Source organism: Mesorhizobium caraganae, from assembly GCF_016836705.1.
In the GTDB taxonomy this organism is placed as follows: domain Bacteria; phylum Pseudomonadota; class Alphaproteobacteria; order Rhizobiales; family Rhizobiaceae; genus Mesorhizobium; species Mesorhizobium caraganae.
The window spans coordinates 845,839-872,796 of the sequence record NZ_JAFCGY010000001.1; the positions used below are offsets into that span (position 1 = coordinate 845,839).

Sequence of the window (26,958 nt, forward strand, 5' to 3'; positions counted from 1 at the left end):
TCAAGGTCTCCAGCGCAGGAAATTGGTGATCAGCGCCAGGCCGAGCGCCTGGCTTTTTTCGGGATGGAACTGCGTGCCAACGAGGTTGCCGCGGGCGACCGCAGCCGTTACCGGGCCGCCATAGTCTGCAACGGCCAGCACCTCGTCCGGCTTTGTCGCGTCAAGATGATAGGAATGGACGAAATAAGCGTGCAGGCCCTTGGGGCCGGTCGCAATGCCGGAAAACAGCGGGTGCTTGCGCTCCAGATCGATCGTGTTCCAGCCGATCTGGGGGATTTTCAGCGCCGGATCGGTCGGCGTGATCTCCTTGACGTCGCCGGCAATCCAGCCAAACCCCTTGGTCACGGTCTTTTCCAGGCCGCGCTGCGACATCAGCTGCATGCCGACGCAGATGCCGAGGAACGGCCGCGCCTTGGCGATCGCCACCTCCTCCACCGCTTCCCACATGCCGGCGACGCCCCGCAGGCCCGCCTCGCAATCGGCATAGGCGCCGACGCCGGGCAGCACGATGCGGTCGGCGCTGCGCACCCGTTCGGCATCGGCGGTAAGCTCGATGGCCGCCGCAATGCCGGCTTCATGCGCGGCGCGCTCGAAGGCCTTGGTGGCCGAGCGCAGATTGCCCGACCCGTAATCGATGATCGCAACCCGCATGTCAGCCTTTTCCCGGCGTATGGGTCAGCCCGAGCGTCAGGCCGGTCTGCGCCGGCCGGGCAAGACTGGCATCGGGCACGATGCGTGGCAGCGGCGCCTGTTCCTCCGCCTGCGCCTCCGCGTCCAGCGCCTGGCGGATGTCGGCAGCGTCAGGATTGTCGGCTTCGATCACGCCCCATTCATGCCAGCCCCGGCGCCGAAGCGCCGCGATGCGCCGCCCCTGGCCCTCCAGGCCGATATAGAGCGAGACCAGCAGCGACAATGCCGAGCCTGCCCAATCCAGTCCCAGCCTTTGGCCGAGCAGCGAGGTGAGGCCCATGGCGACGAAGGCGAGCGCGGCCTCGACCCACTGCCGGTGCCAGGCGAGCCACAGCGGCGCAAACAGAAAAGCCAGCCAGGAAAACCCGTCGCGGACAAAAATGGTTGCGTCGGCCGCCTCGGTGCGGCCCGGCGGTTCCATCACGACATAGATGGCCATCAGCCTACCCTTTCAGAGATCCCTTGGTGGAGGGAACCGCGTCCGGCTGGCGCGGGTCGCGCTCCAGTGCGAAACGCAGGGCGCGCGCCACCGCCTTGAAGCAGGTCTCGGCAATATGGTGGTTGTTGGCGCCATAGTGATTGGTGACATGCAGCGTGATGCCGGCATTCTGCGCCAGCGCCTGGAAGAATTCACGCACCAGTTCGGTGTCGAACGTGCCGATCTTCGGCGACGAGAAGGCGACGTTCCAGACCAGGAACGGCCGGCCGGACACGTCGATCGCAGCGCGCGTCAGCGTCTCGTCCATTGCAAGGTCGATCGAGGCATAGCGCATGATGCCGCGCCGCTCGCCCAGCGCCTTGGCCAGCGCTTGGCCGATCGCGATGCCGGTGTCCTCGACCGTGTGGTGGTCGTCTATGTGCAGGTCGCCCTTGGCCTTGACCGTGATGTCGATCAGCGAATGGCGCGACAGCTGGTCGAGCATATGGTCGAAGAAGCCGACGCCCGTCGACATGTCGGAGATACCGGTGCCGTCGAGATGGACCGAAACCGCGATCTCGGTTTCCTTGGTCTTGCGGCTGACTTCGGCGGAACGGGACGCCATGACCTTATCCTTGTCTTTGGGCAAACGACTGGGGGCAAAACGGAAAGACAATGCCTCCAAGCGCTCATTTGCTTGAAAACGAAAGCCTTCTAGCAGCATGATCCGGCGATTGCCAGTTGCGATGCGGATCGCTATCGCCGGTAGCGGAGGCGGTTTGCAATCACCCGCCCCATGCATACATATGGCCGATCGAAACCACTCGTACCGTGCCAATCGCCTTGTCGGGATCGCGCGAATCGGAGCTATAAATGTCGAATGAACTGACCATGCACGCCACGACCATCGTGACGGTGCGCAAGGGCAACAAGGTGGTGATCGCCGGCGATGGCCAGGTCAGCCTTGGCCAGACCATCATGAAAGGCAATGCCAAAAAGGTGCGCCGCATCGGCAAGGGCGGCAATGTCATTGCCGGTTTCGCCGGCGCCACGGCGGATGCCTTCACCTTGCTGGAGCGGCTGGAAGCCAAGCTCGAACAATATCCCGACCAGCTGACGCGGGCTTGCGTCGAGCTTGCCAAGGACTGGCGCACCGACCGCTATCTGCGCCGTCTCGAAGCCATGATGCTGGTGGCCGACAAGTCGGTTTCGCTGGCGCTGACCGGCACCGGTGACGTGCTCGAGCCTGAATTCGGCGTCATGGCCATCGGCTCCGGCGGCAATTATGCACTCGCCGCCGCGCGCGCGCTGATGGACACCGACAAGGATGCCGAGGAGATCGCCCGCAAGGCGATGCAGATCGCCTCCGACATCTGCGTCTACACCAACAACAATTTCGCCATCGAAACGCTCGATGCCGCCTGAGCCGCCGGTGCTCTACGATTTTCGGCCGGTTGTGGAAAAAGACCTGCCGATGATCGCCGGCTGGCTGGCGGAGCCGCATGTGGCGCAGTGGTGGGACGATCCGGAGACGGAAATCGCCGGTATCCGCGAAAACATCGACTCGATTTCCGTCGAGCCGCTGATCGTCGAGCTCGACGGCAAGCCGATCGCCTATCTGCAGAGCTACGATCCGCATCTGGAGGATGGTCATCCCTATGCCGACCAGCCTTTCGGCACGCTCGGCATCGATCTGTCGATCGGCGTGCCGGACCTTATCGGCAAAGGTCATGGCTCGGCCATCGTCAGGCAGTTCGTCGAACAGCTGTTCGAAGAAGGCGCGCCGCGCGTCATCATCGATCCGCATCCCGACAATGGCCGCGCCATCCGGGCCTATGAAAAGGCCGGATTCCGCGCCATTGATCGCAGGCACTCGGAATATGGGGACGTCGTGCTGATGGCCGTCGATGCCGAAGGCGACGCGCAAGAGGGGGGGGGGAATAACCTGATGACGACACGGGATAGGGACACGAATTACTCGGCCTACGAAGACAGCTGGCGGATGGGGCTTCTGCTCGTGCTCGCTCTGCTCATCTTCCAGGCGGGCGCGCTTTACGGCATGGGCCGCACGCCGATCTGCACCTGCGGCTACGTCAAACTCTGGCACGGGGTGGTGAACAGTTCGGAGAATTCCCAGCACATTTCTGACTGGTATACTTTCTCGCACATCATCCACGGCTTCCTGTTCTACGCCTTGGCCTGGTTCCTGTTTCCGCGCTCGCCGATCGGCCTGCGCCTGGCTTTTGCCGTTGTCATCGAGGGCGGCTGGGAGCTGCTGGAAAACAGCCCGTTCATCATCGAGCGCTACCGCGCCGGCACCATTTCGCTGGATTACTATGGCGACTCGATCATCAATTCGGTGTCCGACACACTGGCCATGGTGCTGGGATTTGTGATGGCCAGAAAGCTACCTATATCAGTCGTCGTCGGCCTCGCCCTCATCTTCGAACTGGGCGTCGGCTATCTCATCCGGGACAATCTGACGCTCAACGTGATCATGCTGCTGCATCCGTTCGAGCCCATCAAGCAGTGGCAAAGTGGAATTTAGTGATATGACCACCTTCTCTCCCCGTGAAATCGTTTCGGAACTCGACCGCTTCATCATCGGCCAGAAGGACGCCAAGCGCGCCGTGGCCATCGCCTTGCGCAACCGCTGGCGCCGCCAGCAGCTGGAAGGCCAGATGCGCGAAGAGGTGATGCCGAAGAACATCCTGATGATCGGCCCGACCGGCGTCGGCAAGACCGAGATTTCGCGCCGCCTGGCGCGGCTCGCTGGTGCGCCCTTCGTCAAGGTCGAGGCCACCAAGTTCACCGAGGTCGGCTATGTCGGCCGCGATGTCGAGCAGATCATCCGCGACCTCGTCGAGATCGCCATCGGCCTGGTGCGCGAAAAGATGCGCGAGGACGTCAAGGCGCGTGCCCACATCAACGCCGAGGAACGTGTGCTGGAGGCCCTCGTCGGCAAGACGGCGAGCCCGGCGACGCGCGACAGCTTCCGCAAGAAGCTGCGCGACGGCGAACTCGACGACAAGGAGATCGAGATTGAAGTGGCTGATACCGGTGCTGGCGGCATGCCCGGCTTCGAGATTCCCGGCATGCCGGGCGCCAATATCGGTGTGCTCAACATCAACGACATGCTGTCGAAGGCGATGGGCGGCAAGAAGACCAAGTCGCGCAAAACGACGGTGAAGGAGTCCTACGGGCTGCTGGTGAATGACGAGTCCGACAAGCTGCTCGACCAGGACGAGGTGGTGCGCCAGGCGCTCGACGCGACGGAAAATGACGGCATCGTCTTCCTCGACGAGATCGACAAGATCGCCTCGCGCGAAGGCGGCATGGGCGCCGGCGTTTCCCGCGAAGGCGTGCAGCGCGACCTGTTGCCGCTGATCGAAGGCACCACGGTGGCAACCAAATACGGACCGTTGAAGACCGACCACATATTGTTCATCGCCTCGGGCGCGTTCCATGTCTCGAAGCCGTCCGACCTGTTGCCGGAACTGCAGGGCCGCCTGCCGATCCGCGTCGAACTGCGAGCGCTGGAAAAGGAAGATTTCGTCCGCATCCTGACCGAGACCGAGGCCAGCCTGATCAAGCAGTACATCGCGCTGATGAAGACCGAGGGCGTCGACCTCACCTTCACCGACGACGCCATCGATTCGCTGGCCGGCGTCGCCGTCGACCTCAACGCCAGCATCGAGAATATCGGCGCCAGGCGGCTGCAGACGGTGATGGAACGAGTGCTCGACGACATCTCGTATGACGCGCCGGACCGCAACGGCACCAGCGTCACAATCGACGCCGCCTATGTGGAAAAGCATGTCGGCGACCTCTCGCGAAACACAGATTTGTCGCGATTCATCCTTTAAACAACGGCACCGGATCAATCCGGCGCCGGTTTAGGCACCAACTTCCGGCAAACAGTTTGATGTGTGGCCGGATGGTATCATGCGGCCACCTTTCGTCTTGCCGGCTGCTGGGGCGCTCTCGACTCAACCGGGAGCACTACCCTAGTTTGCGCGGCATTATTGCAGGCGGCGGCGCATGAAAAAACTGATCCTGATCATTCTCGGCTTGACGCTGGCGGCGACGCTGGTCGCCGCCGACGCGGCAACATTGGTGCCGGCAGGCAACCGCAACGCCGTGCAGCCCGACATACCCGGGGCGTCGAGCCGTCGCACCCAGGCCACCAACACCACGTTCCAGGCCAAATACCGCAAGGTGTACGCGCTGCTGCAGAGTGACGCCGAACTGCGCGCCAAGATCAAGAAGGCGGCCGCCGCTTACGGCATCAACCCCTTGCACATCGTCGGCGCCATCGTCGGCGAGCACACCTACAATGTCGACGCCTACGACCGGCTGCAGACCTATTATGTCAAGGCGATCTCCTACCTCTCCAGCAAGCTGTCCTTCGCCTATGACGGCGAGGACATCACCGATTTCGTGCAGCGGCCGGAATTCAAGAAATGCACGATGTCCGACAGCTACGATCTGTGGGAATGCCGTGAGCAGGTGTGGAACCACTCTTTCCGCGGCAAGACCGTCGGCGGCACCAGCTTTCCCAACGACCGCTTCGGCGCCACCTTCTTCCAGCCTTATTATGCCGGCCAGACCTTTGGCCTCGGCCAGCTCAACCCGCTGACCGCGCTGCAGATGAGCGATCTCGTCCACAAGGTTTCGGGACTGCCCGAGCTCGATGTCGCCGACCCCAATTCAGTCTACAAGACCATCATGGATCCGGACCTGACGCTGCCCTACGTCGCGGCGACGATCAAGAAATCGATCGACGCCTATAAAAGCATTGCCGGCTTCGACATTTCGGGCAATCCGGGGCTCACCGCCACACTCTACAATGTCGGCAATCCCGAGCAGCGCGCCTATGCGCTGAAAGCCGAAAACGACAAGCGCCGCGCCGCCGGCGAGCCGGTGAAACTGCCGGAAGAGAATTATTACGGCTGGCTGGTCAACGACAAGCTGGACGAGCTGAAGGCGCTGTTTTAGGGGCGCCCAGGGTTCGTGACCTGTTGCGTGGAAGTTGAACCTTTTCAATAGGTCTGCGCCGCCCCTCATTGCCCTGCCGGGCATTTCTCCCCGTATAGTGACGGGGAGAAAGACGCTTTCGTCGATGCTTCGCCAATTTTCAACGAGGCGCCGAGGGCCGCGACAGCTCCCTTCTCCCCGTCACTATACGGGGAGAAGATGCCGGCAGGCAGATGAGGGGCGGCGCAACCCCTGACGACTATGTCAATCAAGCCGCCAGCAGCGACTTCAGCTTCACATCCTGCGATCCCAGCGCTTCCGGCGCCGGCTTTACCCGCTTGGCGATCAGCATCTCGGCCAGCCTGATGTCGCGCGCCACCGCATTGCCGGGGCCGATGCCGCTGGCCGCCACCAGCCTGCCGTCCTCGGCCAGGTGGAAAAGAATGAAGGCGCCATCGCTGAGGTCGCGGCGCACCATGCTTTTGCCCTCGTCGGAAAGTCCGGCAATCTGCAGGCTGAGCCCATACTGATCCGACCAGAACCACGGCACCGCGGCATGCGCCTCGCCGGCGCCCAGCATGTTCCTCGCTGCCAGCGCACCCTGTTCCTGGGCATTGCGCCAGGCCTCCAGCCGCACGCGGCGGCCAGCATAGACAGCGAGCGGAAACGAACAACAGTCGCCGGCGGCAAAGATGTCCGGGTCACCAGTGCGCAGCGTGGCGTCGACGGCGATGCCATTGTCGATGGTCAGACCCGCTTCGACGGCAAGCCCGGTGACCGGCACGGCGCCGATGCCGATGACGGCCAGATCGGCAACGATCTCTTGTCCGTCGGCGAGCGCAATGCACACCTCGGTGCCGTCATCGGCGATGGAGATGATGCCCTGGCCGGTGAGGATTTTCACGCCCTCGGCTTCATGCGCCTGATGGACAATCTCGGCGATCTCCGCCGGCACACCGCGCATCAGAATGCGCGGCTGCGCCTCGATGACGATGACCACAGCCCAGAGCTTGCGCGCCGAGGCCGCGAGTTCGAGGCCGATGAAGCCACCGCCGATGATGGCGACGCGGTTGCCTGCACTCAGATGCTGGCGAATGGCGAGTGCGTCGGCAAATGTGCGAAGGTAGACGCAGCGCGACCCCAAACCTGGCATCGGCAGCCTGCGGGGTGTCGAGCCTGTCGCGAGCAGCAGCTTGTTATAGAGCAGGACCGAGCCGTCGGTCAGTCGGACCGTATGTGCCGTGCGGTCGATCGCCACCGCTTGAACGGAATGGATATGCCGGATCGCGCGTTCGGCCAGCATTGCGTCGCTGGCGATCGCCTTGATCTCGGGCGCATCGCTGACCATTGCGTCTTTCGACAGAGGCGGCCGCTCATAGGGCAGATGCGGTTCGTCACCGACCAGCGTCACCGGCCCGTCATAGGCGAGCTCGCGCAGCGTCAGCGCTGCCCGCCCGCCGCATTCGCCGGCGCCGATGATGACCATCCCCGCTTGCATCGCCATCATCCGATCTGGATCAGCACTTTACCCGCCTCGACCTTGACCGGATAAGTCGCGAGGTTGACGCAGACCGGCGCGCCGCGCGCAGCACCCGTCTTGTAATTGAAGCGGCCATTGTGCTTGGGGCATTCGATGATGTCGTCCATCACCAGCCCGTCGGCCAGATGCACCTTCTCATGCGTGCACAGGCCATCGGTTGCGAAATAATCATCGTCCGGGCTGCGATAGATGGCGAAGGTACGCCCGCCATGATCGAAGCGCATCACATCCTCTTCGTCGATGTCGCCCGCGGCGCAGGCTTCGACCCAGTCGCTCATTTTTTCTCTCCAAAAGCAATTCCAGGAAAAGTGCGTAGCGGTTTTCCGTCAGGAATTGCGTCAAAATAAAAGTCCAAACCGGATCGTCATTCCGCCGCGGCGGCGACGGCATCGTTGTGGAATTCGTCGCGGTATGGCCGTGCTGTCGGCGGCAATTCGCGCTTGAGGAAATAATCCTCGTTGCGCAGCTGGCGCAGGAAGGCCGGGATCATCTCGCGATAGCCGGCCAGGATCGACGGCGTCGGCGCCGGCAGATCGTGCTTGATCAGCGCATGCAGCCTGGGCAGCGCGTGATAGGGCACCATCGGGAACATGTGGTGTTCGACGTGATAATTCATGTTCCAGTAGATGAAACGGCTGACCGGGTTCATCAGCACCGTGCGGCTGTTCAGGCGGTGGTCGATGACATTGTCGGCGAGGCCGCCATGCTGCAGCAGGCCGGTCATGACGTGATGCCAGGCGCCATAGAGGCGGGGCAGGCCGATCAGCATCAGCGGCAGCCAGGAATGCAGGTAGAGGGCCAAGCCGATGGTCGCGATGTAGATGGCGAGCCATATGCGGGCCACACGGATCGCCTTAGGTTGCTCCTGCTCGGGAATGAAGGTTTTTTCGGCGGCGCTGATGACGCCGGCGGCATTGCGCACCATGTCGGTCATCGCATGCCAGGCGTCGAGAATGCCGAAGAAGTTGAGCACCACGCGCAAAAGGTCCGGCGGCCGCATGACGGCGATTTCGGGATCGCGGCCGACGATGATGGTGTCGGTGTGGTGACGCGTGTGGCTCCAGCGCCAGGTCACCGGGTTGCGCATGATCATGAAGCAGGCGAGCTGGTAGACGGCATCGTTCATCCACAGCGTGCGGAAAGCCGTGCCATGGCCGCATTCGTGCCAGCGGGAGTCGGTCGAGGAGCCGTAGAGCACGCCATAGATGAAGAAGAACGGCACGCACCACCAACTGCCCCAGAACCAGATGCCGCCGGCCGCACTCAGGATCAGCGCGGCGAGCCAGATCGCGGTGTCGCGGATCGCCGGCCCGTCGGAGCGCTGCATCAGCTCCTTCATCTGCTTGCGCGGAATGTCGGTGTGATACCAATCGGCCGCCGAAAGTCCGGTCTCGACGGCGAGTTGAGCGTCGCGGCCAATCAGGCTGTAGTCCCGCCGGGACGGTGTTGCGGTCATAATGGCCTCCCATGGCAACGGCGCTCGCTCCAGCGAATGCCAGCCTGGCTTCGAGCGTGAAAATAACGCCGACGCATGATAGACTCAACATCACAAAGATAGTTTCTATCATTTCCTATCAGAATAATGTAACGTGCTTCGGAGGAATCCAACGAGGCGACCATGGCCAAGCGACCGACCATCACCGACCTGGCGCGCATTTCCGGCGTCAGCGTTGCCACGGTGGATCGCGTGCTCAACAGCCGCCTGCCGGTGCGCGAGGAAACGGCGCGCCGCGTCTATGAGGCGGCGACCGAGATCGGCTACCACGCTGCCGGCCTGATCAAGCAACGGCTGCGCCATGAGCTGCCGGAGTACAGGCTGGGCTTCCTGCTGCTCCGCGGCAATTACGTCTTCTACAGCGCGTTCGCGCATGAGCTCGAGCTGGCCGTGTCGCAATCGCCGCGCTTCCGCGGCGTCGCGATGATCGACTTTGCCGATTCGCTCGCCCCCGACGAGATCGTCGAGCGCGCGCGCAAGCTGGGCTCCAAATGCCGGGCCGTCGCTTTGGTCGGACCCGATCACCCGACAGTGACGGTCGCCGTCGAGGAGATGAAGGCCAAAGGCCTGCCGGTCTTCTCTCTGCTGTCCGACTTCGCCGCCGGCATTCGCGAGGGCTATGTCGGCCTCGACAACCGCAAGGTCGGCCGCTCCGCGGCATGGATGATTTCGAAGGCGGCCAAGCGCCCGGGCAAGGTCGCGCTGTTCGTCGGCAGCCACCGCTTCCATGGCCATGAACTGCGCGAGATCGGCTTTCGCTCCTTCTTCCGCGAACAGGCCCCGGAATTCACCTTGCTGGAAACACTGGTCAATCTCGAAGCCAACGAGATTACCCAGGGCACGCTGGTCAATCTTCTCGCCAGCCACCCCGATCTCGTCGGCTGCTATGTCGCCGGCGGCGGCATGGAAGGCGCGGTCGCGGCGCTCAGGCAAGCGAAGCCCACCGAAATGCCGGCCGTCATCTGCAACGAGATCACGGCGGTGTCGCGCGCGGCTTTGGCGGACGGCATCTTGACCATGGTGATCTCGACACCGCTGGCGGCGCTCAGCCGCGAACTGGTCGACCTGATGGCCCACGCCATCGAGACGGGCGCCGCCAACGCGCCGGGCCAGACGTTTTTGCCGTTCGATATTTATTTGCCGGAGAATATTTAGGGGTCTCGACGTTGGCGATTGGCCGGAACAATCACGCCTTCGTCATCCACGGGCGGAGCGAGGAGCGTAGCGACGCGGCGCAGACCCGAGGATCCATGCCGTGACTTCCGTGCGATGCCACGGTGCAGAACTGACTCTGGTGAGCGCGACCTTCATTCTGGGCCGCTATGCCCCTCGCAGCCGTCGCGGCATGGATCCTAGGGTTTCCGCGACGTCGCTTCGCGACTGCTCCACCCTAGGATGACGAAGTCAGGGTGGTCTTCCGCAAATCGCGGACGGTGGCGACTGTCGGCAGCAGAGGTCTCGATCCCCTTTTTTGTCCCAGCTTAGGCGCGGCTTCGATCGTCCATCCTCCTAAAATCCTTAACCCGGTTTGGAATGGCTCTTGACGTCTCCGAAAAATGGAATAAATATTTCACCAACTAGGCATTTTGGTTCTTTCGTTCCGGAACATCTGTTTCAAACAGGGAGCCTGGCGTTCCAATCCTTGGGAAAACGCCGTCCGGAACAGAGACGACATCAGGGAGAGATTCCTCGGGCGATCGGGGATTCCGGGTAGGTCGGTGCAGCCGGACACCAAATGTGGAGGAGAAACACAATGAAGAAACTGATTTTGGGCGTCGCCTTTGCGGCGCTGATGAGTTCGTCCGCTTTTGCCGCCAAGATCGGCGTGTCGATGGCCAAGTTCGACGACAACTTCCTGACCGTGCTGCGCAACGGCATGATCGAGCAGGCCAAGGGCATGAGCGGCGTCGAGCTGCAGGTCGAAGACGCACAGAACGACGTCGCCAAGCAGCTCGACCAGATCAAGAACTTCGCCGCCTCGGGCGTCGACGCCATCATCGTCAACCCGGTCGACACGTCGGCCACGCAGGCGATGTCCGATGCCGCCGCCGCCGCCAAGATCCCGCTCGTCTATGTCAACCGCGAGCCGGTCAATGTCGACACGTTGCCCGACAACCAGGCTTTCGTCGCCTCGAACGAGGCTGATTCCGGCACGCTCGAGACCAAGGAAGTCTGCCGCCTGTTCACGGAAGCCGGCAAGAAGGAAGCCAATGTCTATGTCATCATGGGCGAGCTTTCCAACCAGGCCGCCGTGCAGCGCACCAAGGACATCGACGATGTCATCGCCACGCCTGAGTGCAGCTTCATCAAGATCATCGACAAGCAGACCTCGAACTGGAACCGTGACGAAGCGCAGAACCTGATGACCAACTGGCTGTCAACCGGCAAGCCGTTCGACGGCGTCATCGCCAACAATGACGAAAGCGCCATCGGCGCCATCCAGGCGATGAAGGCCGCCAACGTCGACATGAAGTCGGTGGTCGTCGGCGGCGTCGACGCCACGCAGGACGCGCTTGCCGCCATGCAGGCGGGCGACCTCGACGCAACCGTGTTCCAGGACGCGGCTGGCCAGGGCGCTGGTGCTCTGGACGCAGCCCTGAAGCTCGCCAAGGGCGAGAAGGTCGAGCACAAGGTCTACGTGCCCTTCCAGCTCGTGACGCCGGCCAACATCGACAAGTTCCTGAAGAAGAACTGAGGCAAGCGCTTCGCTCGACCAACGGAGCGGCGCATCAACATCCGCGCCGCTCTTGTCTCCCTCGCCGCCCTGACGGGCGGGAGGGCAGGTGTGGCCTCACGGAGGACAAGACATGTCACAGACATCGCATGGCGTCGGCGGGGTCAGCTATGACGCGAAGAAGCGGACATGGCCGGCCGAATTCAACGTCTTCCTGGCGCTCATCATTCTCGTCATCGTCTTCGAACTGATCGGCCGCATCTTTCTCGGCGACTCCTTCCTGTTCAACACCCGCGACAATGTCGCCGGCATCTTCAACGAGGCCCGCCTGCAGATCATCATCCTGCAAGTGTCGATCGTCGGCATCATCGCCATTGGCGTCACGCAAGTGATCATCTGCGGCGGCATCGACCTGTCATCGGGTTCGATTGTCGGCGCCACCGCCATGATCGCCATGAGCTTCGCCCAGGTGGCGACGGTCAACGGCAACCCCAACCCCAAGGCGATGTTCCTGGCGCAAGGCTGGACCGACCTGCCGGTCATCGTGCCGGTGCTGGTCGCGATCGGCTGCGGCATGCTCGCCGGCCTGATCAACGGCTCGTTGATCGCCTACACGCGCATCCCGCCTTTCATCGCCACCCTCGGCATGATGATCACCGCGCGCGGCATCGCCAAATGGTGGTCCAAAGGCCAGCCGATCTCGTTTCCCACCGACAGTTTTGCCGCCATCAGCACCGGCTCGAGGCCGGTCATCATCTTCCTGGCGCTGGCGGTGCTGTTCCAGCTGATCCTGACATATACGCGCTACGGCAAGCATTGTTATGCCATCGGATCCAACGAGGATGCCGCGCGCATGTCCGGCATCAAGATCCCCAATCACAAGATCCTCGTTTACACGATCGCCGGCATTCTTGCCTCGCTCGCCGCGGTCGTGCTGTGCTCCAAGAACCTGACCGCCCAGTCCGGCATGGGTGTGATGTACGAGCTCGACGCCATCGCCATGGCGGTCATCGGCGGCGTCTCGCTGTCGGGCGGTCGCGGTTCGATCATCGGCACGGTGATCGGCGCGCTGATCTTCGGCGTCATCATTTCCGGCTTCACCTTCCTGCGCCTCGACGCCTATTATCAGGAGATGGTCAAGGGCGTGATTATCGTCGGCGCGGTCGTGCTCGACCAGTGGCGTCAACGCATGCGGGCATTGAGGGCTTGACCATGTCAGACATCGTCCTGAAGACCGAAAACCTCACCAAGCGCTATGGCGGCGTGCATGCGCTCGAAGGCGCCAATTTCGAGCTGCGCAAGGGCGAACATGTCGCCATCATGGGCGACAATGGCGCCGGCAAATCAACCTTCGTGCGCCAGATCACCGCTGTCGAGCAACGCACCAGCGGCCAGATCTGGTTCGACGGCAAGGAAGTGAATTTTGCCGGGCCGATCGAGGCCCGCACGGCGGGCATCGAGACGGTCTTCCAGAACCTGGCGCTGGCCGACGATCTCGACGTGCCGTCGAACCTGTTCCTCGGCCGCGAAAAGGTGCTGTTCAACCTCGGACCGTTCTCGATCCTCGACCGCAAATATATGCGCAAGGCGACCGAGGCGGCTTTGGTGCGCACCGCGGTGAAGATCCCCAATCTGTCGAACACCATCCGCCACATGTCGGGCGGCCAGAGGCAATGCGTGGCGATCGCCCGGACCGCAACCTTCGCCTCCAAGCTGATCATCATGGACGAGCCGACGGCAGCGCTTGGCGTGCAGGAGACGGCGCAGGTCGAAAACATCATCCGCACGCTGAAGGCCAATGGCGAGCCGCTGATCCTGATCAGCCACAACATGCGCCAGGTGTTTGACCTGTGCGACCGCATCGTCGTCTTCCGGCGCGGCCGCATCGTCGCCAACCTGCGCAAGGAAAACACCGACGGCCAGGACATCGTCTCCTACATCACCGGCGCCAAGACCGGGGAGGCGGAGCTCGCGGCCTAAACAGGGCGACCGCCCTGTTTCCGGACGTTAAGAAATAGCCTTGCCACCTTCCCCAGACAGAAAGGTGCGCACACAACTCTCTCTCGAACCCATCCCCCTAGAGGAAATTTCCATGACTGTTCGTTTCGCTCTCCTTGGTGCCGGCCGCATCGGCAAGGTCCACGCCCGCGCCGTTGGCTCCAACCCCGACGCAAAGCTGGTAGCTGTGGCTGACGCCTTCGAGAAGGCGGCGACCGAACTGGCAACTGCCTATGGCGCCGAGGTGCGCACCATCGACGCGATTGAAAAATCAAAAGACATCGACGCCGTCGTCATCTGCACGCCGACCGACACCCATGCCGATCTGATCGAGCGCTTCGCCAAGGCCGGCAAGGCGATCTTCTGTGAGAAGCCGATCGACCTCAACGTCAAGCGCGTGGAAAAATGCCTGGCCGTGGTCGACAAGGCCAAGGCGACGCTGATGGTCGGCTTCAACAGGCGTTTCGACCCGCATTTCGCCGCCGTGCGCAAGGCGATCGACGACGGCGCCATCGGCGCTGTCGAAATGGTCACCATCACCTCGCGCGATCCCGGCGCTCCGCCGGTCGACTACATCAAGCGCTCGGGTGGCATTTTTCGCGACATGACCATCCACGACTTCGACATGGCCCGCTTCCTGCTCGGCGAAGAGGTGGTAGCGGTCAGCGCCCATGCCTCGGTGCTGGTCGACAAGAAGATCGGCGAGGCCGGCGACTTCGATAGCGTCAGCGTCATCCTCGAGACGGCGTCCGGCAAGCAGGCCGTCATCTCCAACTCGCGCCGCGCCACCTATGGCTACGACCAGCGCATCGAGGTGCACGGCTCCAAGGGCATGGTCGCCGCCGAAAATCAGCGGCCGGTGTCGATCGAGGTCGCCAACGAGAAGGGCTATACCCGCCCGCCGCTGCACGACTTCTTCATGACCCGCTATCTCGACGCCTATGCCATCGAGATTGCCGCCTTCATCGCCGCCGCAACCTCGGGCAAGAAGGCATCGCCGAGCGGCGCCGATGGCCTCGTGGCGCTAAAGCTGGCCGATGCGGCGCTGAAATCGGCGACATCAGGCAAGACCGTCCGCCTCGACAAGTAAGAACCCACAGGAGCAGAGCGATGAGCACATCAGCCGATCGCAATTCGAAGACGCGCGCCATCGTCACCGGCGGCGCGCAAGGCATCGGCTTTGCCGTCGCCACAGCACTGGCCGACGAGGGCTGCCGGGCGCTGGCGCTCATCGGCCGTTCGCAGGAGAAGGGCGACAAGGCGGTCGCCCACTTCAAGAAGGCCGGCGTCGACGCCATCTTCATCAGCGCCGACGTCTCCAAAGTGGCCGACTGCAAGCGCGCGGTCGCCACCGCGATCTCGCATTTCGGCACCATCAACGCGCTGGTCAACGCCGCCGCCACCTCCGCACGCGGTTCATTGGTCGAGACCTCCGAAGAGGTCTTCGACCAGATTTTCCAGACCAATGTGCGTGGCCCGTTCTTCCTGATGCAGGGCGTGGTTGCGCATCTGCTGGACAAGAAAGCGCCCGGCTCGATCGTCAATGTGCTGTCGATGTCGGCGCATTGCGGACAGTCCTTCCTTGCTCCCTATTCCTCGAGCAAGGGCGCACTGGCGACGCTGACCAAGAACGTCGCCAACGCCTATCGCTTCAACCGCATCCGCTGCAACGCCGTGCTGCCCGGCTGGATGGACACCGAAGGCGAGGACATCGTGCAGAAGAAATGGCACGGCGCCTCCGACGACTGGCTGGCCAAGGCCGAGGCCGGCCAGCCGATGGGCCAGCTGGTGAAGCCGGATCAACTGGCACGGCTGATCAGCTACATGGTGAGCCCGCAATCCGGCGTCATGACCGGGTCATTGGTCGACTACGACCAGAATGTTGCGGGGACATCACCGGAGTAAGGCCGGCGCCGCGGCCGGCCCCTTTCTCCCCGTCACTATACGGGGAGAAATGCCCGGCAGGGCAATGAGGGGCAGCACCGACTTTGACAGTTACAGGGTCGATTGAAGTAGCGCTTTTCGCCCCGTCCTATCCTCCGACGCAAGCGCCGCCCCTCACCTGCCTGCCGGCATCCTCTCCCCGTATAGTGACGGGGAGAGGGGCGCTCTCGCCGGCGATCTCACCAACTCATTTACGGCACGTGACAAACACCTCGGCTTCGATTATATGAGCCTCATGATCAACCTGTCCGCCACGTATTGGTACTTTAGCAGCTCGCTGGCGGCGGGAGGATTGCGCTCGATCTGAAGATTGCAGCAACAAGTCCGAACAGCCGCCAGACCTGGCGGCTTTTTTGTTTCAGCCGGCAGGTCTCCTAAAAAACAGGAGCAGAAAGCCGTGTTGACCACCACAGACGACCTCCGGGTCACCGAAATCAGGGCATTGAGCACACCGGAAGAGGTGATGCGCGAGATACCGCGCACGCTGACGGCAACGCGCACCGTGAGCGCATCGCGCAACGCCATCCATTCCATCCTTACGGGGGCCGACGATCGACTGCTTGTCATCGTTGGCCCTTGTTCCATCCACGATCCGGTCGCGGCCGTTGACTATGCCAGCCGTCTGGCGGCGCTGCGCGAGACCCTGTCCGACCGGCTCGAGATCGTCATGCGCGTCTATTTCGAGAAGCCGCGCACCACGGTCGGCTGGAAGGGCCTGATCAACGATCCCGACCTGGACGGCAGTTTCAACATCGAGAAAGGGTTGCGCATGGCGCGCAACGTCTTGTCGGCCGTCAACAATCTCGGCCTGCCGGCAGCGACCGAGTTCCTCGATATGACCATCCCGCAATACATTGCCGACCTCGTCGCCTGGGGCGCCATCGGGGCGCGCACCACCGAAAGCCAGATCCACCGCGAGCTGGCATCGGGCCTGTCCTGCCCCGTCGGCTTCAAGAACGGCACCGACGGCAACCTGCGGATCGCCGCCGAGGCGGTGAAATCGGCTGCCCAGCCGCATCATTTCATGGCGGTGACCAAGGGTGGGCGCAGCGCCATTGCTGCAACCACCGGCAATGAGGACTGCCATGTCATCCTGCGCGGCGGCGTTCAGCCGAATTATGACGCGGCGAGCGTCGAGGCGGCCTCGACCGAACTCGCCCGCATCGGTGTCGCGCCGCGGCTGATGATCGATGTCAGCCACGCCAACTCGGCGAAGAAGCCGGAGAATCAGCCCAAGGTGGCGGCCGACGTGGCCGGCCAGGTGGCAGCGGGCGACGAGCGCATCATCGGCGTCATGATCGAGAGCAATCTCGTCGCCGGCCGGCAGGACGTGGTGCCCGGCAAGCCGCTCGTCTATGGCCAGAGCATCACCGATGGCTGCATCGACTGGGCGACCACCGAGACGGTGCTGCACGGCCTCGCCGGCACCGTCGAATGGCGCCGCTCAACCCGCCGCGCCATGCTGGAGAGCCGGCAGGGCGCGGCTTGACGCTTGCCGGCGTTTGCCCGGCACTTACCCCCACCCTTAATCCCTCCCCACAAGGGGCAGGGAGACTCTGCTGGCGCTGATCCGGCAAATTATTGACGTCTGGATGCAGGGGCGGAGATAAACAGGGCGCGCGGCAGCGTTCCCTCCCCCTTGTGCGGAGGGTTAGGGTGGGGGTCCCTTTTCGTAAGAATCCATATGCGATAGCCCTGCCCTTGAGGGGAGGGATTAAGGGTGGGGGTATTCGTAAAGCGCAAGGGCGCCCAGGCCATAGGCGGCGATTGCACTGCGGCGGGTAGCAGCAATCATGCCGCTTTCAAACCGTGCCAGGCGGTCAGCACCGAAACCACAACCAGAAGCAGTCCGGCCGCCCGGCCGGCAAATATGGTCGCCCGCGGATTGGCGACCAGCAGATTGCGGCTGCGCCCGGCTGACACTGCGAGCCCGCCATAGACGGCAAATTGCGTGGCGACCGTCATCAATCCCATGATGGCCGCCTGAATCCAGATCGGGCCATAGGCCGGCTTCAGGAATTGCGGATAGACGGCGAAGACGAAGAGATAGGCTTTGGGATTGATCAGGCAGATCACCAGCCCCTGGCGAAACGCCTTCCATGCGGAGCGGCTGCCGGCCGGCCCGTCTTGGCCGACCTTGATCGAGCTGCGTATCAGCGTCAGGCCGATATAGGCCATGTAGGCGGCGCCCGCGATGAGCAGCGGGTTGTAGAGGATCGGCACGAAATGCATCAGCAGGCCGACGCCGACCGCGCCGTTCAGCGTATGCACCATGCCGCCCGTCATGATGCCGCCGGTCGCGGCAAGCCCTCTGTTACCGCCGCCGGTCAGCGCATTGGCAAGCACGAACAGCATATCCATGCCGGGCACGATGATGATGCCGAACAGCAGGATAAAGAACAGCCAGAGATTCTCTGCATAACTCATGTCAGTTGCCTGTCGCTTGCTCACGGTGTGCCGTTGAGGAATTTGTTGATTTTCAAGCCGATAGGCAGTCCAATAGACCATCCCAACTGACGGGGATGTGTCAGTAGCGTTTTGATCGGGAGAGGAAATGCGCAAGGCGTCGCGCCTGTTCGAGATCATCCAGATCCTGCGGCTGGCAAGGCAGCCGGTAACGGCGGCAATGATCGCCGAGCAGCTGGAAGTGACGGTCCGCTCGATCTATCGCGACATCGCCGCCCTGCAGGCGATGCGCGTGCCGATCGAGGGCGGGCGCGGCATCGGTTATATCCTGCGCCCCGGCTTCGATCTGCCGCCGCTGATGTTTTCGATCGAGGAAATGGAGGCGATCGTGCTGTCGCTGGCGCTGCTGGAGCGCACGGGCGACAGCGAACTCAAGCAGGCGGCCAAGCGCGTCAGCGCCAAAATTGCAGGTGCTGTGCCGCCGCCCTTGCGCCAGGCGTTCGACGCCAATGCGTTGCATGTCTGGGGCTTCGCCGCGCCCGCAATCGGCACCATCGATCTGGCGCTGGTGCGCCGCGCCATCCGCGACGAGGAGAAGCTCGATCTCTCCTATCGCGACGAAATGGGCCGCGCTTCCGAGCGGCTGATCCGCCCGATCGCGCTGATCTACTACTCAGAGACCGCCAACATCGTCGCCTGGTGCGAACTGCGCCAGGCCATCCGCAATTTCCGCAGCGACCGCATCGAGGATTGCCGGGCGACCGGCCTGCGCTTCAAGGGCGAAGGCGATCGCTTGCGGCAAGTCTGGGTCGATGGCTGGGAGACGAACGCCGTGGCCGCGACCGGCTGAGTCTATTACCGCACGTCCATCCAGCGCTTTTCCTCGAACGAGCGCGCCATGGCGTGTACGGTGCGCTCGATCTCCAGCCCCTCGGCGAACTCGATCACCCGCGCCGGCTTGCCGGCAAGCCGTGTCAGCAGTTCGTGGCACTCGATGATCTTGAGATCGTTGAAACCAAGGCCGTGGCCGGGCGCCGGCAGGAAGGCGTCGTAGGGTTTGTGGTGCGGCGCCACCAATATGGTGCGGTAGCCCTGCTCGGTCGGGCGGTCGGCGGTGACATAGAGCTGGATTTCGTTCATCCGCTCCTGATCGAACAGGATCGATCCCTTGGAGCCGAAAATCTGAATGGCGATGCGACCCTTGCGGCCCCAGGCCGAGCGGTTGACCAGCAGCGTGCCGGCAATGCCGTTTTCCAGATGCATCAGCACGCTGGCAATGTCATAGGTCTCGACGGCGCGGCGGCCGCCGCTGGCCAGCTTGCGGTCGGCATAGGGCTTGGCCATGTCGCAGATGACTTTTGCCACGCGGCCGAACAGCGCCGAGACCAGCGACAGCGGATGCACGGCGAAATCGTCAAGCGCGCCATAGCCGGACGCCGCCTCATGCTTCCAGAAGAACAGCGCTTCCGGGTCAGCCATGAAGTCCTCGTCCATCTCGATGCGCAGATGGTTGACTTCGCCGATGATCTTCTCCTCCAGCAGCGCGCCGATGTGGCGGATCGCCGGGCTCTGTATGTAGTTGTAGCCAAGTGCGGCGACCTTGCCGGACTTCTTCGCCGCGGCTGCCATCGCCTCGGCCTCGGCAAAGCTCGGCGCCATCGGCTTTTCGCACCACAGATGCTTGCCGGCTTCGAGGATGGCGATGGCCATTTCCGGATGGAACTGGTTGGGTGTGGTCAAGGAGACGATATCGACCTCCGGATCGTTGACGACGGCGCGCCAGTCGCCCGAAGCCTTGGCGAAACCGAATTCGCCCGCCTTGCGTTTGGCCAGTTCCTCATTGACCTCGCCGAGATGGACGAGCCTTGGTTTGGCGACATCCGGAAAGACGGCACCGACGGCACTCCACGCTATGGCGTGGCACTTGCCCATGAAACCCGTGCCGATAAGACCGACGCCGACCATCTTCTTCTCCACTTGCCTAAAATCCTCGGTGGATGAATTAGTCCATTTTGTTCTGAAATGGAATGTCTGCCTCATTTTTTATGGCGTTCTTGCGCTGGCTGGCTATGATGGGGCAGAGAGGACGTTTCACGGATGAGCTTGGACGGGCCGACGATGGACGAACGGGTACCTCGCGACTTCGAGACGCTGCGCGCCACGATCCTCGATCGCCGCGAAACCTTGCCCAAACGCATCGCCCAGATCGCCGCCTATGCGCTCGACAATCCTGATGACATCGCCTTCGGCACCGCCGCCAGCATCGCCGCTTCGGCGGGCGTGCAACCCTCGACCCTGATCCGCTTTGCCCAGCAGCTTGGCTTCGACGGCTTCACCAGCCTGCAGCAGGTGTTTCGCGAGCGGCTGCGCGAGCGCAACTCCTCCTATGACGAGCGCTTGCAGGCACTGCGCGCCAAGGCCGATGCGGGTGCGGGCCACCGCGCCATCTTCGACGGCTTCGTCGCTGCCGCCAGCACCTCGCTCAATGACATTTCGCGCACGCTGGACGAGGCGCATCTCGAAGACGCGATCTCGCTGCTTGCCAAGGCCGAGACCATCTATGTGCTCGCCAAGCGCCGATCCTATCCAGTGGCGAGCTACATCGCCTATGCTTTGGGCAAATTGAAGATCCGCAACCAGCTGATCGAATCCGCCGCCGGGCTGAACGCCGAAATGGTCGCCTTCGCTACGCCGGCGGACGCCGTCATCGCCATCAGCTTCTCGCCCTACGCGCCAGCCACCATCGAGGAAGCTCGCACCATTTCCGAACAGGGCGTGCCGATCGTCGCCATCACCGACAGCTCGTTTTCGCCGCTGGCGCAGTTCGCCAGCGTCTGGTTCGAAGTCGCCGAGGCCGATTTCGCCGGCTTCCGCTCGCTGTCGGCAACCATGGCGCTGGCCATGGCGTTGACCGTCGGCGTCGGCGAGAAGCGGCGAAGCACGAGCCGCAAGCGCAAGGCCTAGATCACCTCTACGGCAGCCTCGTCTGCCGCCGAAAGCCGGGCCGCGTCACGCGCCGGCGGCGACCCGAACTGGCGGGCATATTCCCGGCTGAACTGGGAAGCGCTTTCATAGCCGACGGCAAAAGCGACGCTGGCAACATTGCCTGGCTGGGCGAGCAGTATATGACGGGCCTCCAGCAGCCTTATCTGTTTTTGATACTGGATCGGACTCATCGCGGTCGCCGCCTTGAAGTGACGGTAAAAGGCAGCCTCGCTCATATGGGCGATCTGGGCGAGATCGCTGACCCGGATCGGCTGATGGCAATGCGTCCGGATCCAGGCGATCGCCTGGCCGATGCGGGACAGATGGCCATCGGAGCGCGCCAGCTGGCGAAGCTTCCCGCCCTGGGGTCCTTGCAGCAGCCGAAACAGCATCTCGCGTTCGAGCATGCTGGCCAGCACGGGAATCTCGGCCGGCCGGTCGAGCAGCCGCATGATTCGACGCAATGCATCGAGCAGGTCTTCATTGACGGGCGAGGTGGCGAAACTGTCGCCGCCAAGCGCCGGCTCGTGCTCGACAAGCAGGGCGGCGACGGCCTGCAGGTCAAGGGTGAAGCCGATGGCGAGGTACGGACGCCCGGCGCTCGCTTCGATGATCTGGCTGATGGTGGGCGTTTCCACCGTGTAGATGAAATAGCTGGCGGGATTGTAACGAAGCGCCCTGTCGCCGATCAGAACCGTCTTCGCGCCCTGCAGCACGAACAGGATCCCGGACCCCCACACGCCCGCCACGGGCGCCGTGGTGGTCTCGCTGCGGCCGATCGAAAGGTGGGGGATCGCCGTTCTCGTCCGTCGTCCCTGCGCATGGCGGCCGGCGATTTCGATCAGTTCCCGCAGTGCCTCGATCATGGCGTAAACATTGCGCATCCAGGAGGGCCGTGCAAGGCGGACGAGAGGATTAGGCAAGAGGAAGAGAGGTTTCGGCGCGCGGCATTGCCAGCGGCGCGCCATCTCCGTGTCTCCGATATGGAGAAATGGAGATATCAAAATGACGACGACGAAAACCGCTGTGGTGACCGGCGCCAACAAGGGCATCGGCCGCGAAATCGCCCGAAGGCTGGCGACGATGGGCTTCAAGGTGTGGCTCGGCGCCAGGGATGCCGAGCGCGGCATGGCGGCAGAACAAGAATTGCACGCCGAAGGCCTGGACGTTCAATGGCTTGCGCTTGACGTCACGCAGGACGACAGCGTGGCGGCCGCCGCCAAAACCGTCAGTGCGGAAAGCGCCGGTCTCGACGTGTTGGTGAACAATGCCGGCATCGCCATCAATTATGAGTTGCCGCCGAGCGAACAGCATCTGGCCGATATCAGGGCCACCTATGAGGTCAATGTGTTCGGCCCGATCCGCGTCACCCAGGCCTTTCTGCCGCTGCTGCTGGCAGCGCCGGCCGCGCGTATTGTCATGGTCAGCAGTTCGACGGGATCCATCGGCCGCGCGCTCGATTCCGGCACTCCGAACCATGCGATCAACCTGCTGGGCTATGGCAGCTCCAAGACGGCGCTGAACGCCATTACCGTGGCCTTCGCCCGGGAACTGGCGCCGAGCGGCATCAAAATCAACGCCGCGGCACCCGGCTATACCGCCACCGACCTTAATGGCTTTAAAGGCCACCGCACCGTGCAGCAGGCGGCCGAGATCGTGATACACTTGGCGACCCTGGATGCAGATGGCCCGAACGCCGGCTATTTCAACGACGATGGCCCGCTCCCCTGGTGAAAGGAGCCGGGCCTCCAAGGTCCCCGGCAGTTATCATCCTCAGCACTTTTAAGAGAAGGAACGCTCATTCCATATTGACTATGGATTGGAATTATTATTTCATATTCCCGGCGTCACGCTGCCGCTCGCGCGTGTCCCCCAACTAGGTTGCTCAAGACAACAAGACTGACGGGAGGTTCCAATGAGCGAAGCCGTGGACGCGAAATACGCTCCGCTCGATGTCATCACCATCGGTCGCGCTTCCGTCGACCTTTACGGCCAGCAGATCGGCTCGCGGCTGGAGGACATCACCTCCTTCGCCAAGTCGGTCGGCGGCTGTCCGGCCAACATCTCGGTCGGCACGGCGAGGCTCGGCCTGCGCTCGGCGCTGCTAACCCGCGTCGGCGACGAGCAGATGGGCCGCTTCATCCGCGAACAGCTGCGGCGCGAAGGCGTCAATGTCGACGGTCTCAAGACCGACAAGGAACGGCTGACGGCCTTGGTGCTGCTTTCGGTCGAGAGCGAAGGCGTCTCGCCGATGATCTTCTACCGCTCGGACTGCGCCGACATGGCCCTGGCGCCGGAAGACATCGACGAGGCCTTCATCGCCTCGGCGCGTTCCATCGTCGTCACCGGCACACATTTTTCCCGGCCCAACAGCGACGCCGCCCAGCGCAAGGCGATCCGCCTCATCAAGGCCAAGGGCGGCGAGGTGGTGTTTGACATCGACTACCGCCCCAATCTCTGGGGCCTTGCCGGCCATGCCGAAGGCTTTGAACGCTATGTGAAATCCGACCGCGTCTCGGCGCAGCTGAAGACGGTATTACCTGATTGCGATCTCATCGTCGGCACCGAGGAAGAGATCATGATCGCGTCTGGCGCCGATGATTGCCTGAGCGCGCTGAAGACCATCCGCGCGCTGTCGTCGGCCACCATCGTTTTGAAGCGCGGCGCCATGGGCTGCATCGTCTATGACGGGCCGATCAGCGACGATCTGGAAGACGGCGTCGTCGGCAAGGGTTTTCCGATTGAGATCTACAATGTGCTCGGCGCCGGCGATGCCTTCATGTCCGGCTTCCTGCGCGGCTGGCTGGGTGGCGAAGACCATGCGACGGCGGCGACCTGGGCCAATGCCTGCGGCGCCTTTGCCGTGTCGCGGCTGTTGTGCGCGCCGGAATATCCGACCTTCGAGGAGCTGCAGTTCTTCCTCAAGAACGGCAGCAAGCATCTCGCTTTGCGCAAGGACGAGGCGATCAACCACATCCATTGGGCAACGACACGCCGGCGCGACATCCCCTCGATGATGGCGCTCGCCTGCGACCATCGCGTCCAGCTCGAGGACGTGGCGGCCAAGACCGGCGCCGATCCGGCCCGCATCCGCGACTTCAAGGTGCTGGCGGTCAAGGCGGCAGCAAAAGTCGCCGCCGGCCGTGACGGCTATGGCATGCTGATCGACGAGAAGCACGGCCGCGAGGCGATGTTCGAATTCGCCAGGCATCCCTTCGCCTGGCTCGGCCGTCCCGTCGAACTGCCGGGCTCACGGCCGCTGCGCTTCGAATTCTCACAGGACATAGGTTCGCAGCTGGTGGAATGGCCGGTCGACCACTGCATCAAATGCCTGTGCTTCTACCATCCGGACGATCCGGCGGCGCTCAAGGAAGAACAGCAGCAGAAACTGCGCGCGCTGTTCGAGGCGGCGCGGAAGGTCGGGCGGGAATTGCTGGTCGAAATCATCGCCGGCAAGCACGGCAAGCTCGACGACACCACGATCCCGCGCGCGCTGGAAGAACTCTATGCGCTTGGCATCAAGCCGGACTGGTGGAAGCTCGAGCCGCAGGCCTCGGCCGGCGCCTGGGCCAAGATCGAGGCCGTCATCCTCAAGCACGATCCGTGGTGCCGTGGCGTCGTGCTGCTTGGGCTGGAAGCGCCGCAGGACGAGCTGGAAGCTGCCTTCGCCGCGACCGCCAAGGCGCCGATCGTCAAGGGCTTCGCCGTCGGCCGCACCATCTTCGTCCACGCCGCCGAACAGTGGTTGGCCGGCAAGATGTCGGATGACGAGGCGATCGCCGACATGGCGTCGCGCTTCGAACAGTTGACCGAAGCGTGGCTTGCCGCGCGTGGCCGTAAAGCAGCATAAAGGCGCGGCACAGGACTGCGGAGGAAAACACTATGACGAAGACAATCCGCCTGACGATGGCGCAGGCGCTGACCCGCTTTCTCAGCAAGCAGATGACCGAGATCGGCGGCAAAAAAGTGCCGATCTTCGGCGGCGTCTGGGCGATTTTCGGCCACGGCAATGTCGCAGGGATCGGCGAGGCGCTCTATCAGGTGCGCGATGAACTGCCGACCTTCCGCGCCCACAACGAGCAGGCGATGGCGCATGCGGCGATCGCCTATGGCAAGGCTAATTTCCGCCGCCGCTTCATGGCCGCGACCTCGTCGATCGGCCCGGGCGCGCTCAACATGGTGACGGCGGCGGCCCTTGCATACGTAAACCGGTTGCCCGTCCTGTTTTTGCCGGGCGATGTCTTCGCCAACCGTATCCCCGATCCGGTGCTGCAGCAGGCCGAAGATTTTTCCGACGGCACGGCGACGGTCAATGACTGCTTCCGTCCGGTGTCGCGCTATTTCGACCGCATCACCCGGCCCGAGCAGATCATTCCGGCGCTGGGCCGGGCCATGCAAGTGCTGACCGATCCGGCCGAGTGCGGCCCGGTGACGCTGTCGCTGTGTCAGGACGTGCAGGCCGAGGCCTATGACTATCCCGAAAGCTTCTTTGCCGAGCGCGTCTGGCACCAGCGCCGGCCGCGCCCGGACCGCGGCGAACTGGCGGCGGCGGTGGCGGCACTTAAGGGCGCCAAGAAGCCGCTGATCATCGCGGGGGGCGGCGTCTTATATTCGCAGGCATCGGATGAACTGGCAAAATTCGCCGAAACCGCAGGTATTCCGGTCTGCGAGACGCAAGGCGGCAAATCCTCGCTGCCGGACAATCATAGGCTCAACATGGCGGCGGTCGGCGTCACCGGCACCTCGGCCGCCAACCGGCTGGCGGAAGAGGCCGATGTCGTGCTGGCCATCGGCACGCGCCTGCAGGATTTCACCACCGGCTCGTGGGCGCTGTTCAAGAATTCCGGCAAGACCATCATCGGGCTGAATGTGCAGCCTTTCGATGCCGGCAAGCACCGGGCTTTGCCGCTGGTCGCCGATGCGGCCGAAGGGCTCGCCGAACTCGGTGCCGGGCTCAAGGGCTGGAAGGCGCCTCCCGCCTGGACCGACAATTCGGCCACCGGCAAGAAAGCCTGGCAGGCCGATGCCGGCAAGGTAACGGCCTCGACCAATGCCGCCTATCCCTCGGATGCTCAGGTGATCGGCGCCGTGCAGCGCGCTTTGGGCTCCGGCGTGACCTTGCTGCATGCCGCCGGCGGTCTGCCCGGCGAGTTGCACAAGCTCTGGCAGGCCGGCGCGCCCGGCTCCTACCACGCCGAATACGGCTTCTCGACCATGGGCTATGAGATTGCCGGCGGCCTTGGCGCCAAGATGGCCAAGCCCGATGAGGAAGTCGTCGTCATGATCGGCGACGGCTCCTACCTGATGCTGAATTCCGAGATCGCCACTTCGGTGATGCTCGGCCTCAAGCTCACCATCGTGCTGCTCGACAACCGCGGCTATGGCTGCATCAACCGGCTGCAGATGGCCACCGGCGGCGCCAACTTCAACAATCTGCTGAAGGACTCGCGCCACGAAATCCTGCCCGACATCGACTTCGCCGCGCATGCCGCCAGCATGGGCGCAATGTCAGAAAAAGTGCCATCAATCGCCGGCCTGGAAAACGCGCTGCAGAAGTCGAAAAAGAACGACCGCACCACCGTTCTGGTGATCGACACCGATCCGCTTGTCTCAACCGACGCCGGCGGCCATTGGTGGGATGTGGCGGTGCCGGAAGTCTCCGCCCGCAGCCAGGTCAACGCGGCGCGCAAGGCCTATGACGAAAAGCGGCAGATGCAGAGCGTGGGTGACTGAAATGGGCGCTGCCCCTCACCTGCCTGCCGGCATCCTCTCCCCGTATAGGGACGGGGAGAGGGACGCTGTCATCACCGGTTTCGCCAATCACCGTCGTC

General features: G+C 63.2%; 25 protein-coding genes and 1 pseudogene. 17 read left to right on the plus strand and 9 right to left on the minus strand.

What is annotated here, in order from left to right; genetic code table 11:
• The 3 genes from hisH to hisB are packed head-to-tail and all read right to left on the minus strand — an operon-like array spanning window position 1 to window position 1,733.
• A complete protein-coding gene (gene hisH / locus JQK88_RS04225; protein ID WP_203277567.1) occupies window positions 1–651 on the minus strand; it encodes an imidazole glycerol phosphate synthase subunit HisH in 651 nt (216 codons plus the stop codon).
• Between the two features lies 1 nt (window position 652).
• A complete protein-coding gene (locus tag JQK88_RS04230; RefSeq protein WP_203277568.1) occupies window positions 653–1,129 on the minus strand; it encodes a DUF2628 domain-containing protein in 477 nt (158 codons plus the stop codon).
• A 4-nt stretch (window positions 1,130–1,133) separates the two neighbouring features.
• Window positions 1,134–1,733 (minus strand): imidazoleglycerol-phosphate dehydratase HisB, encoded by a 600-nt coding sequence (gene hisB, locus JQK88_RS04235; RefSeq protein WP_112560031.1) that lies wholly within the window; start codon window positions 1,731–1,733, stop codon window positions 1,134–1,136.
• A gap of 248 nt (window positions 1,734–1,981) precedes the next feature.
• Between hisB and hslV the strand changes: the two genes are divergently transcribed.
• From hslV to JQK88_RS04260, 5 genes and pseudogenes are all read left to right on the plus strand, one after another.
• Complete coding sequence (gene hslV / locus JQK88_RS04240; protein ID WP_192255382.1) at window positions 1,982–2,533, plus strand: ATP-dependent protease subunit HslV; 552 nt, start codon at window positions 1,982–1,984, stop codon at window positions 2,531–2,533.
• Window positions 2,523–3,041, plus strand: a pseudogene (locus JQK88_RS04245) (GNAT family N-acetyltransferase); the annotation flags it as partial. The gene hslV and the pseudogene JQK88_RS04245, both read left to right, overlap by 11 nt.
• Before the next feature lie 15 nt (window positions 3,042–3,056).
• Window positions 3,057–3,656: a DUF2585 domain-containing protein gene (locus tag JQK88_RS04250; RefSeq protein WP_192255378.1), complete on the plus strand. Its 600-nt coding sequence runs from the start codon at window positions 3,057–3,059 to the stop codon at window positions 3,654–3,656.
• A 4-nt stretch (window positions 3,657–3,660) separates the two neighbouring features.
• Window positions 3,661–4,974 (plus strand): ATP-dependent protease ATPase subunit HslU, encoded by a 1,314-nt coding sequence (gene hslU / locus JQK88_RS04255; protein ID WP_192255376.1) that lies wholly within the window; start codon window positions 3,661–3,663, stop codon window positions 4,972–4,974.
• A gap of 175 nt (window positions 4,975–5,149) precedes the next feature.
• The gene (locus JQK88_RS04260; RefSeq protein WP_203277569.1) at window positions 5,150–6,106 is read left to right on the plus strand and encodes a DUF1402 family protein; all 957 of its coding nucleotides are present in this window, start codon (window positions 5,150–5,152) and stop codon (window positions 6,104–6,106) included.
• A 247-nt stretch (window positions 6,107–6,353) separates the two neighbouring features.
• Here the strand turns inward: JQK88_RS04260 and JQK88_RS04265 are convergent, their stop codons facing one another.
• The 3 genes from JQK88_RS04265 to JQK88_RS04275 all read right to left on the minus strand — a co-directional run bounded on the left by JQK88_RS04265 (window position 6,354) and on the right by JQK88_RS04275 (window position 9,081).
• Window positions 6,354–7,592, minus strand: a complete 1,239-nt coding sequence (locus tag JQK88_RS04265) for an NAD(P)/FAD-dependent oxidoreductase (protein ID WP_376740366.1) — start codon at window positions 7,590–7,592, stop codon at window positions 6,354–6,356.
• Window positions 7,589–7,903 carry a MocE family 2Fe-2S type ferredoxin gene (locus JQK88_RS04270; RefSeq protein ID WP_023744927.1) on the minus strand — a complete coding sequence of 105 codons (315 nt, stop codon included), beginning with the start codon at window positions 7,901–7,903 and terminating at the stop codon, window positions 7,589–7,591. The genes JQK88_RS04265 and JQK88_RS04270 overlap by 4 nt, the downstream gene beginning before the upstream one ends.
• Window positions 7,904–7,989: 86 nt before the next feature.
• The gene (locus JQK88_RS04275; protein ID WP_203277570.1) at window positions 7,990–9,081 is read right to left on the minus strand and encodes a fatty acid desaturase family protein; all 1,092 of its coding nucleotides are present in this window, start codon (window positions 9,079–9,081) and stop codon (window positions 7,990–7,992) included.
• Window positions 9,082–9,243: 162 nt separating this feature from the next.
• Here JQK88_RS04275 and JQK88_RS04280 point away from each other — a divergent pair, with 162 nt between their 5' ends.
• The 7 genes from JQK88_RS04280 (at window position 9,244) to JQK88_RS04310 (ending at window position 17,225) form a co-directional block, all read left to right on the plus strand.
• Window positions 9,244–10,275 carry a LacI family DNA-binding transcriptional regulator gene (locus JQK88_RS04280; RefSeq protein ID WP_203277571.1) on the plus strand — a complete coding sequence of 344 codons (1,032 nt, stop codon included), beginning with the start codon at window positions 9,244–9,246 and terminating at the stop codon, window positions 10,273–10,275.
• A gap of 598 nt (window positions 10,276–10,873) precedes the next feature.
• The gene (locus JQK88_RS04285; protein WP_192255366.1) at window positions 10,874–11,815 is read left to right on the plus strand and encodes a sugar ABC transporter substrate-binding protein; all 942 of its coding nucleotides are present in this window, start codon (window positions 10,874–10,876) and stop codon (window positions 11,813–11,815) included.
• Between the two features lie 112 nt (window positions 11,816–11,927).
• Complete coding sequence (locus JQK88_RS04290) at window positions 11,928–13,004, plus strand: ABC transporter permease (protein ID WP_192255364.1); 1,077 nt, start codon at window positions 11,928–11,930, stop codon at window positions 13,002–13,004.
• A gap of 2 nt (window positions 13,005–13,006) precedes the next feature.
• Entirely contained in the window at window positions 13,007–13,774 is a 768-nt protein-coding gene (locus JQK88_RS04295; protein WP_203277572.1) for an ATP-binding cassette domain-containing protein, read from the plus strand.
• Window positions 13,775–13,886: 112 nt separating this feature from the next.
• On the plus strand, window positions 13,887–14,882 hold the full coding sequence (iolG, locus tag JQK88_RS04300; RefSeq protein ID WP_203277573.1) for an inositol 2-dehydrogenase: 996 nt from the start codon (window positions 13,887–13,889) through the stop codon (window positions 14,880–14,882).
• Between the two features lie 20 nt (window positions 14,883–14,902).
• Window positions 14,903–15,697 (plus strand): SDR family oxidoreductase, encoded by a 795-nt coding sequence (locus JQK88_RS04305; protein ID WP_203277574.1) that lies wholly within the window; start codon window positions 14,903–14,905, stop codon window positions 15,695–15,697.
• 436 nt (window positions 15,698–16,133) lie between these two features.
• Complete coding sequence (locus JQK88_RS04310; RefSeq protein ID WP_203277575.1) at window positions 16,134–17,225, plus strand: 3-deoxy-7-phosphoheptulonate synthase; 1,092 nt, start codon at window positions 16,134–16,136, stop codon at window positions 17,223–17,225.
• 302 nt (window positions 17,226–17,527) lie between these two features.
• Here JQK88_RS04310 and JQK88_RS04315 read toward each other — a convergent pair whose 3' ends face one another.
• Entirely contained in the window at window positions 17,528–18,163 is a 636-nt protein-coding gene (locus JQK88_RS04315; protein WP_203277576.1) for a LysE family translocator, read from the minus strand.
• Between the two features lie 127 nt (window positions 18,164–18,290).
• Between JQK88_RS04315 and JQK88_RS04320 the strand changes: the two genes are divergently transcribed.
• Complete coding sequence (locus JQK88_RS04320) at window positions 18,291–18,992, plus strand: helix-turn-helix transcriptional regulator (RefSeq protein ID WP_203277577.1); 702 nt, start codon at window positions 18,291–18,293, stop codon at window positions 18,990–18,992.
• Window positions 18,993–18,997: 5 nt separating this feature from the next.
• On the opposite strand, the gene JQK88_RS04325 is transcribed toward JQK88_RS04320, so the two are convergent.
• The gene (locus tag JQK88_RS04325) at window positions 18,998–20,107 is read right to left on the minus strand and encodes a Gfo/Idh/MocA family protein (protein ID WP_203277945.1); all 1,110 of its coding nucleotides are present in this window, start codon (window positions 20,105–20,107) and stop codon (window positions 18,998–19,000) included.
• A 153-nt stretch (window positions 20,108–20,260) separates the two neighbouring features.
• Here JQK88_RS04325 and JQK88_RS04330 point away from each other — a divergent pair, with 153 nt between their 5' ends.
• The gene (locus JQK88_RS04330) at window positions 20,261–21,106 is read left to right on the plus strand and encodes a MurR/RpiR family transcriptional regulator (protein ID WP_162712017.1); all 846 of its coding nucleotides are present in this window, start codon (window positions 20,261–20,263) and stop codon (window positions 21,104–21,106) included.
• On the opposite strand, the gene JQK88_RS04335 is transcribed toward JQK88_RS04330, so the two are convergent.
• Window positions 21,103–22,011, minus strand: coding sequence for an AraC family transcriptional regulator (locus tag JQK88_RS04335; RefSeq protein ID WP_246749731.1), 909 nt, complete (start codon window positions 22,009–22,011; stop codon window positions 21,103–21,105). The genes JQK88_RS04330 and JQK88_RS04335 overlap by 4 nt on opposite strands.
• A 121-nt stretch (window positions 22,012–22,132) precedes the next feature.
• Between JQK88_RS04335 and JQK88_RS04340 the strand changes: the two genes are divergently transcribed.
• The 3 genes from JQK88_RS04340 to iolD all read left to right on the plus strand — a co-directional run bounded on the left by JQK88_RS04340 (window position 22,133) and on the right by iolD (window position 26,860).
• Window positions 22,133–22,861 carry an SDR family oxidoreductase gene (locus tag JQK88_RS04340; protein WP_203277578.1) on the plus strand — a complete coding sequence of 243 codons (729 nt, stop codon included), beginning with the start codon at window positions 22,133–22,135 and terminating at the stop codon, window positions 22,859–22,861.
• Between the two features lie 181 nt (window positions 22,862–23,042).
• The gene (locus tag JQK88_RS04345; protein WP_203277579.1) at window positions 23,043–24,977 is read left to right on the plus strand and encodes a bifunctional 5-dehydro-2-deoxygluconokinase/5-dehydro-2-deoxyphosphogluconate aldolase; all 1,935 of its coding nucleotides are present in this window, start codon (window positions 23,043–23,045) and stop codon (window positions 24,975–24,977) included.
• A gap of 32 nt (window positions 24,978–25,009) precedes the next feature.
• Window positions 25,010–26,860, plus strand: a complete 1,851-nt coding sequence (gene iolD / locus JQK88_RS04350) for a 3D-(3,5/4)-trihydroxycyclohexane-1,2-dione acylhydrolase (decyclizing) (protein WP_203277580.1) — start codon at window positions 25,010–25,012, stop codon at window positions 26,858–26,860.
• Window positions 26,861–26,958 lie beyond the last annotated feature (98 nt).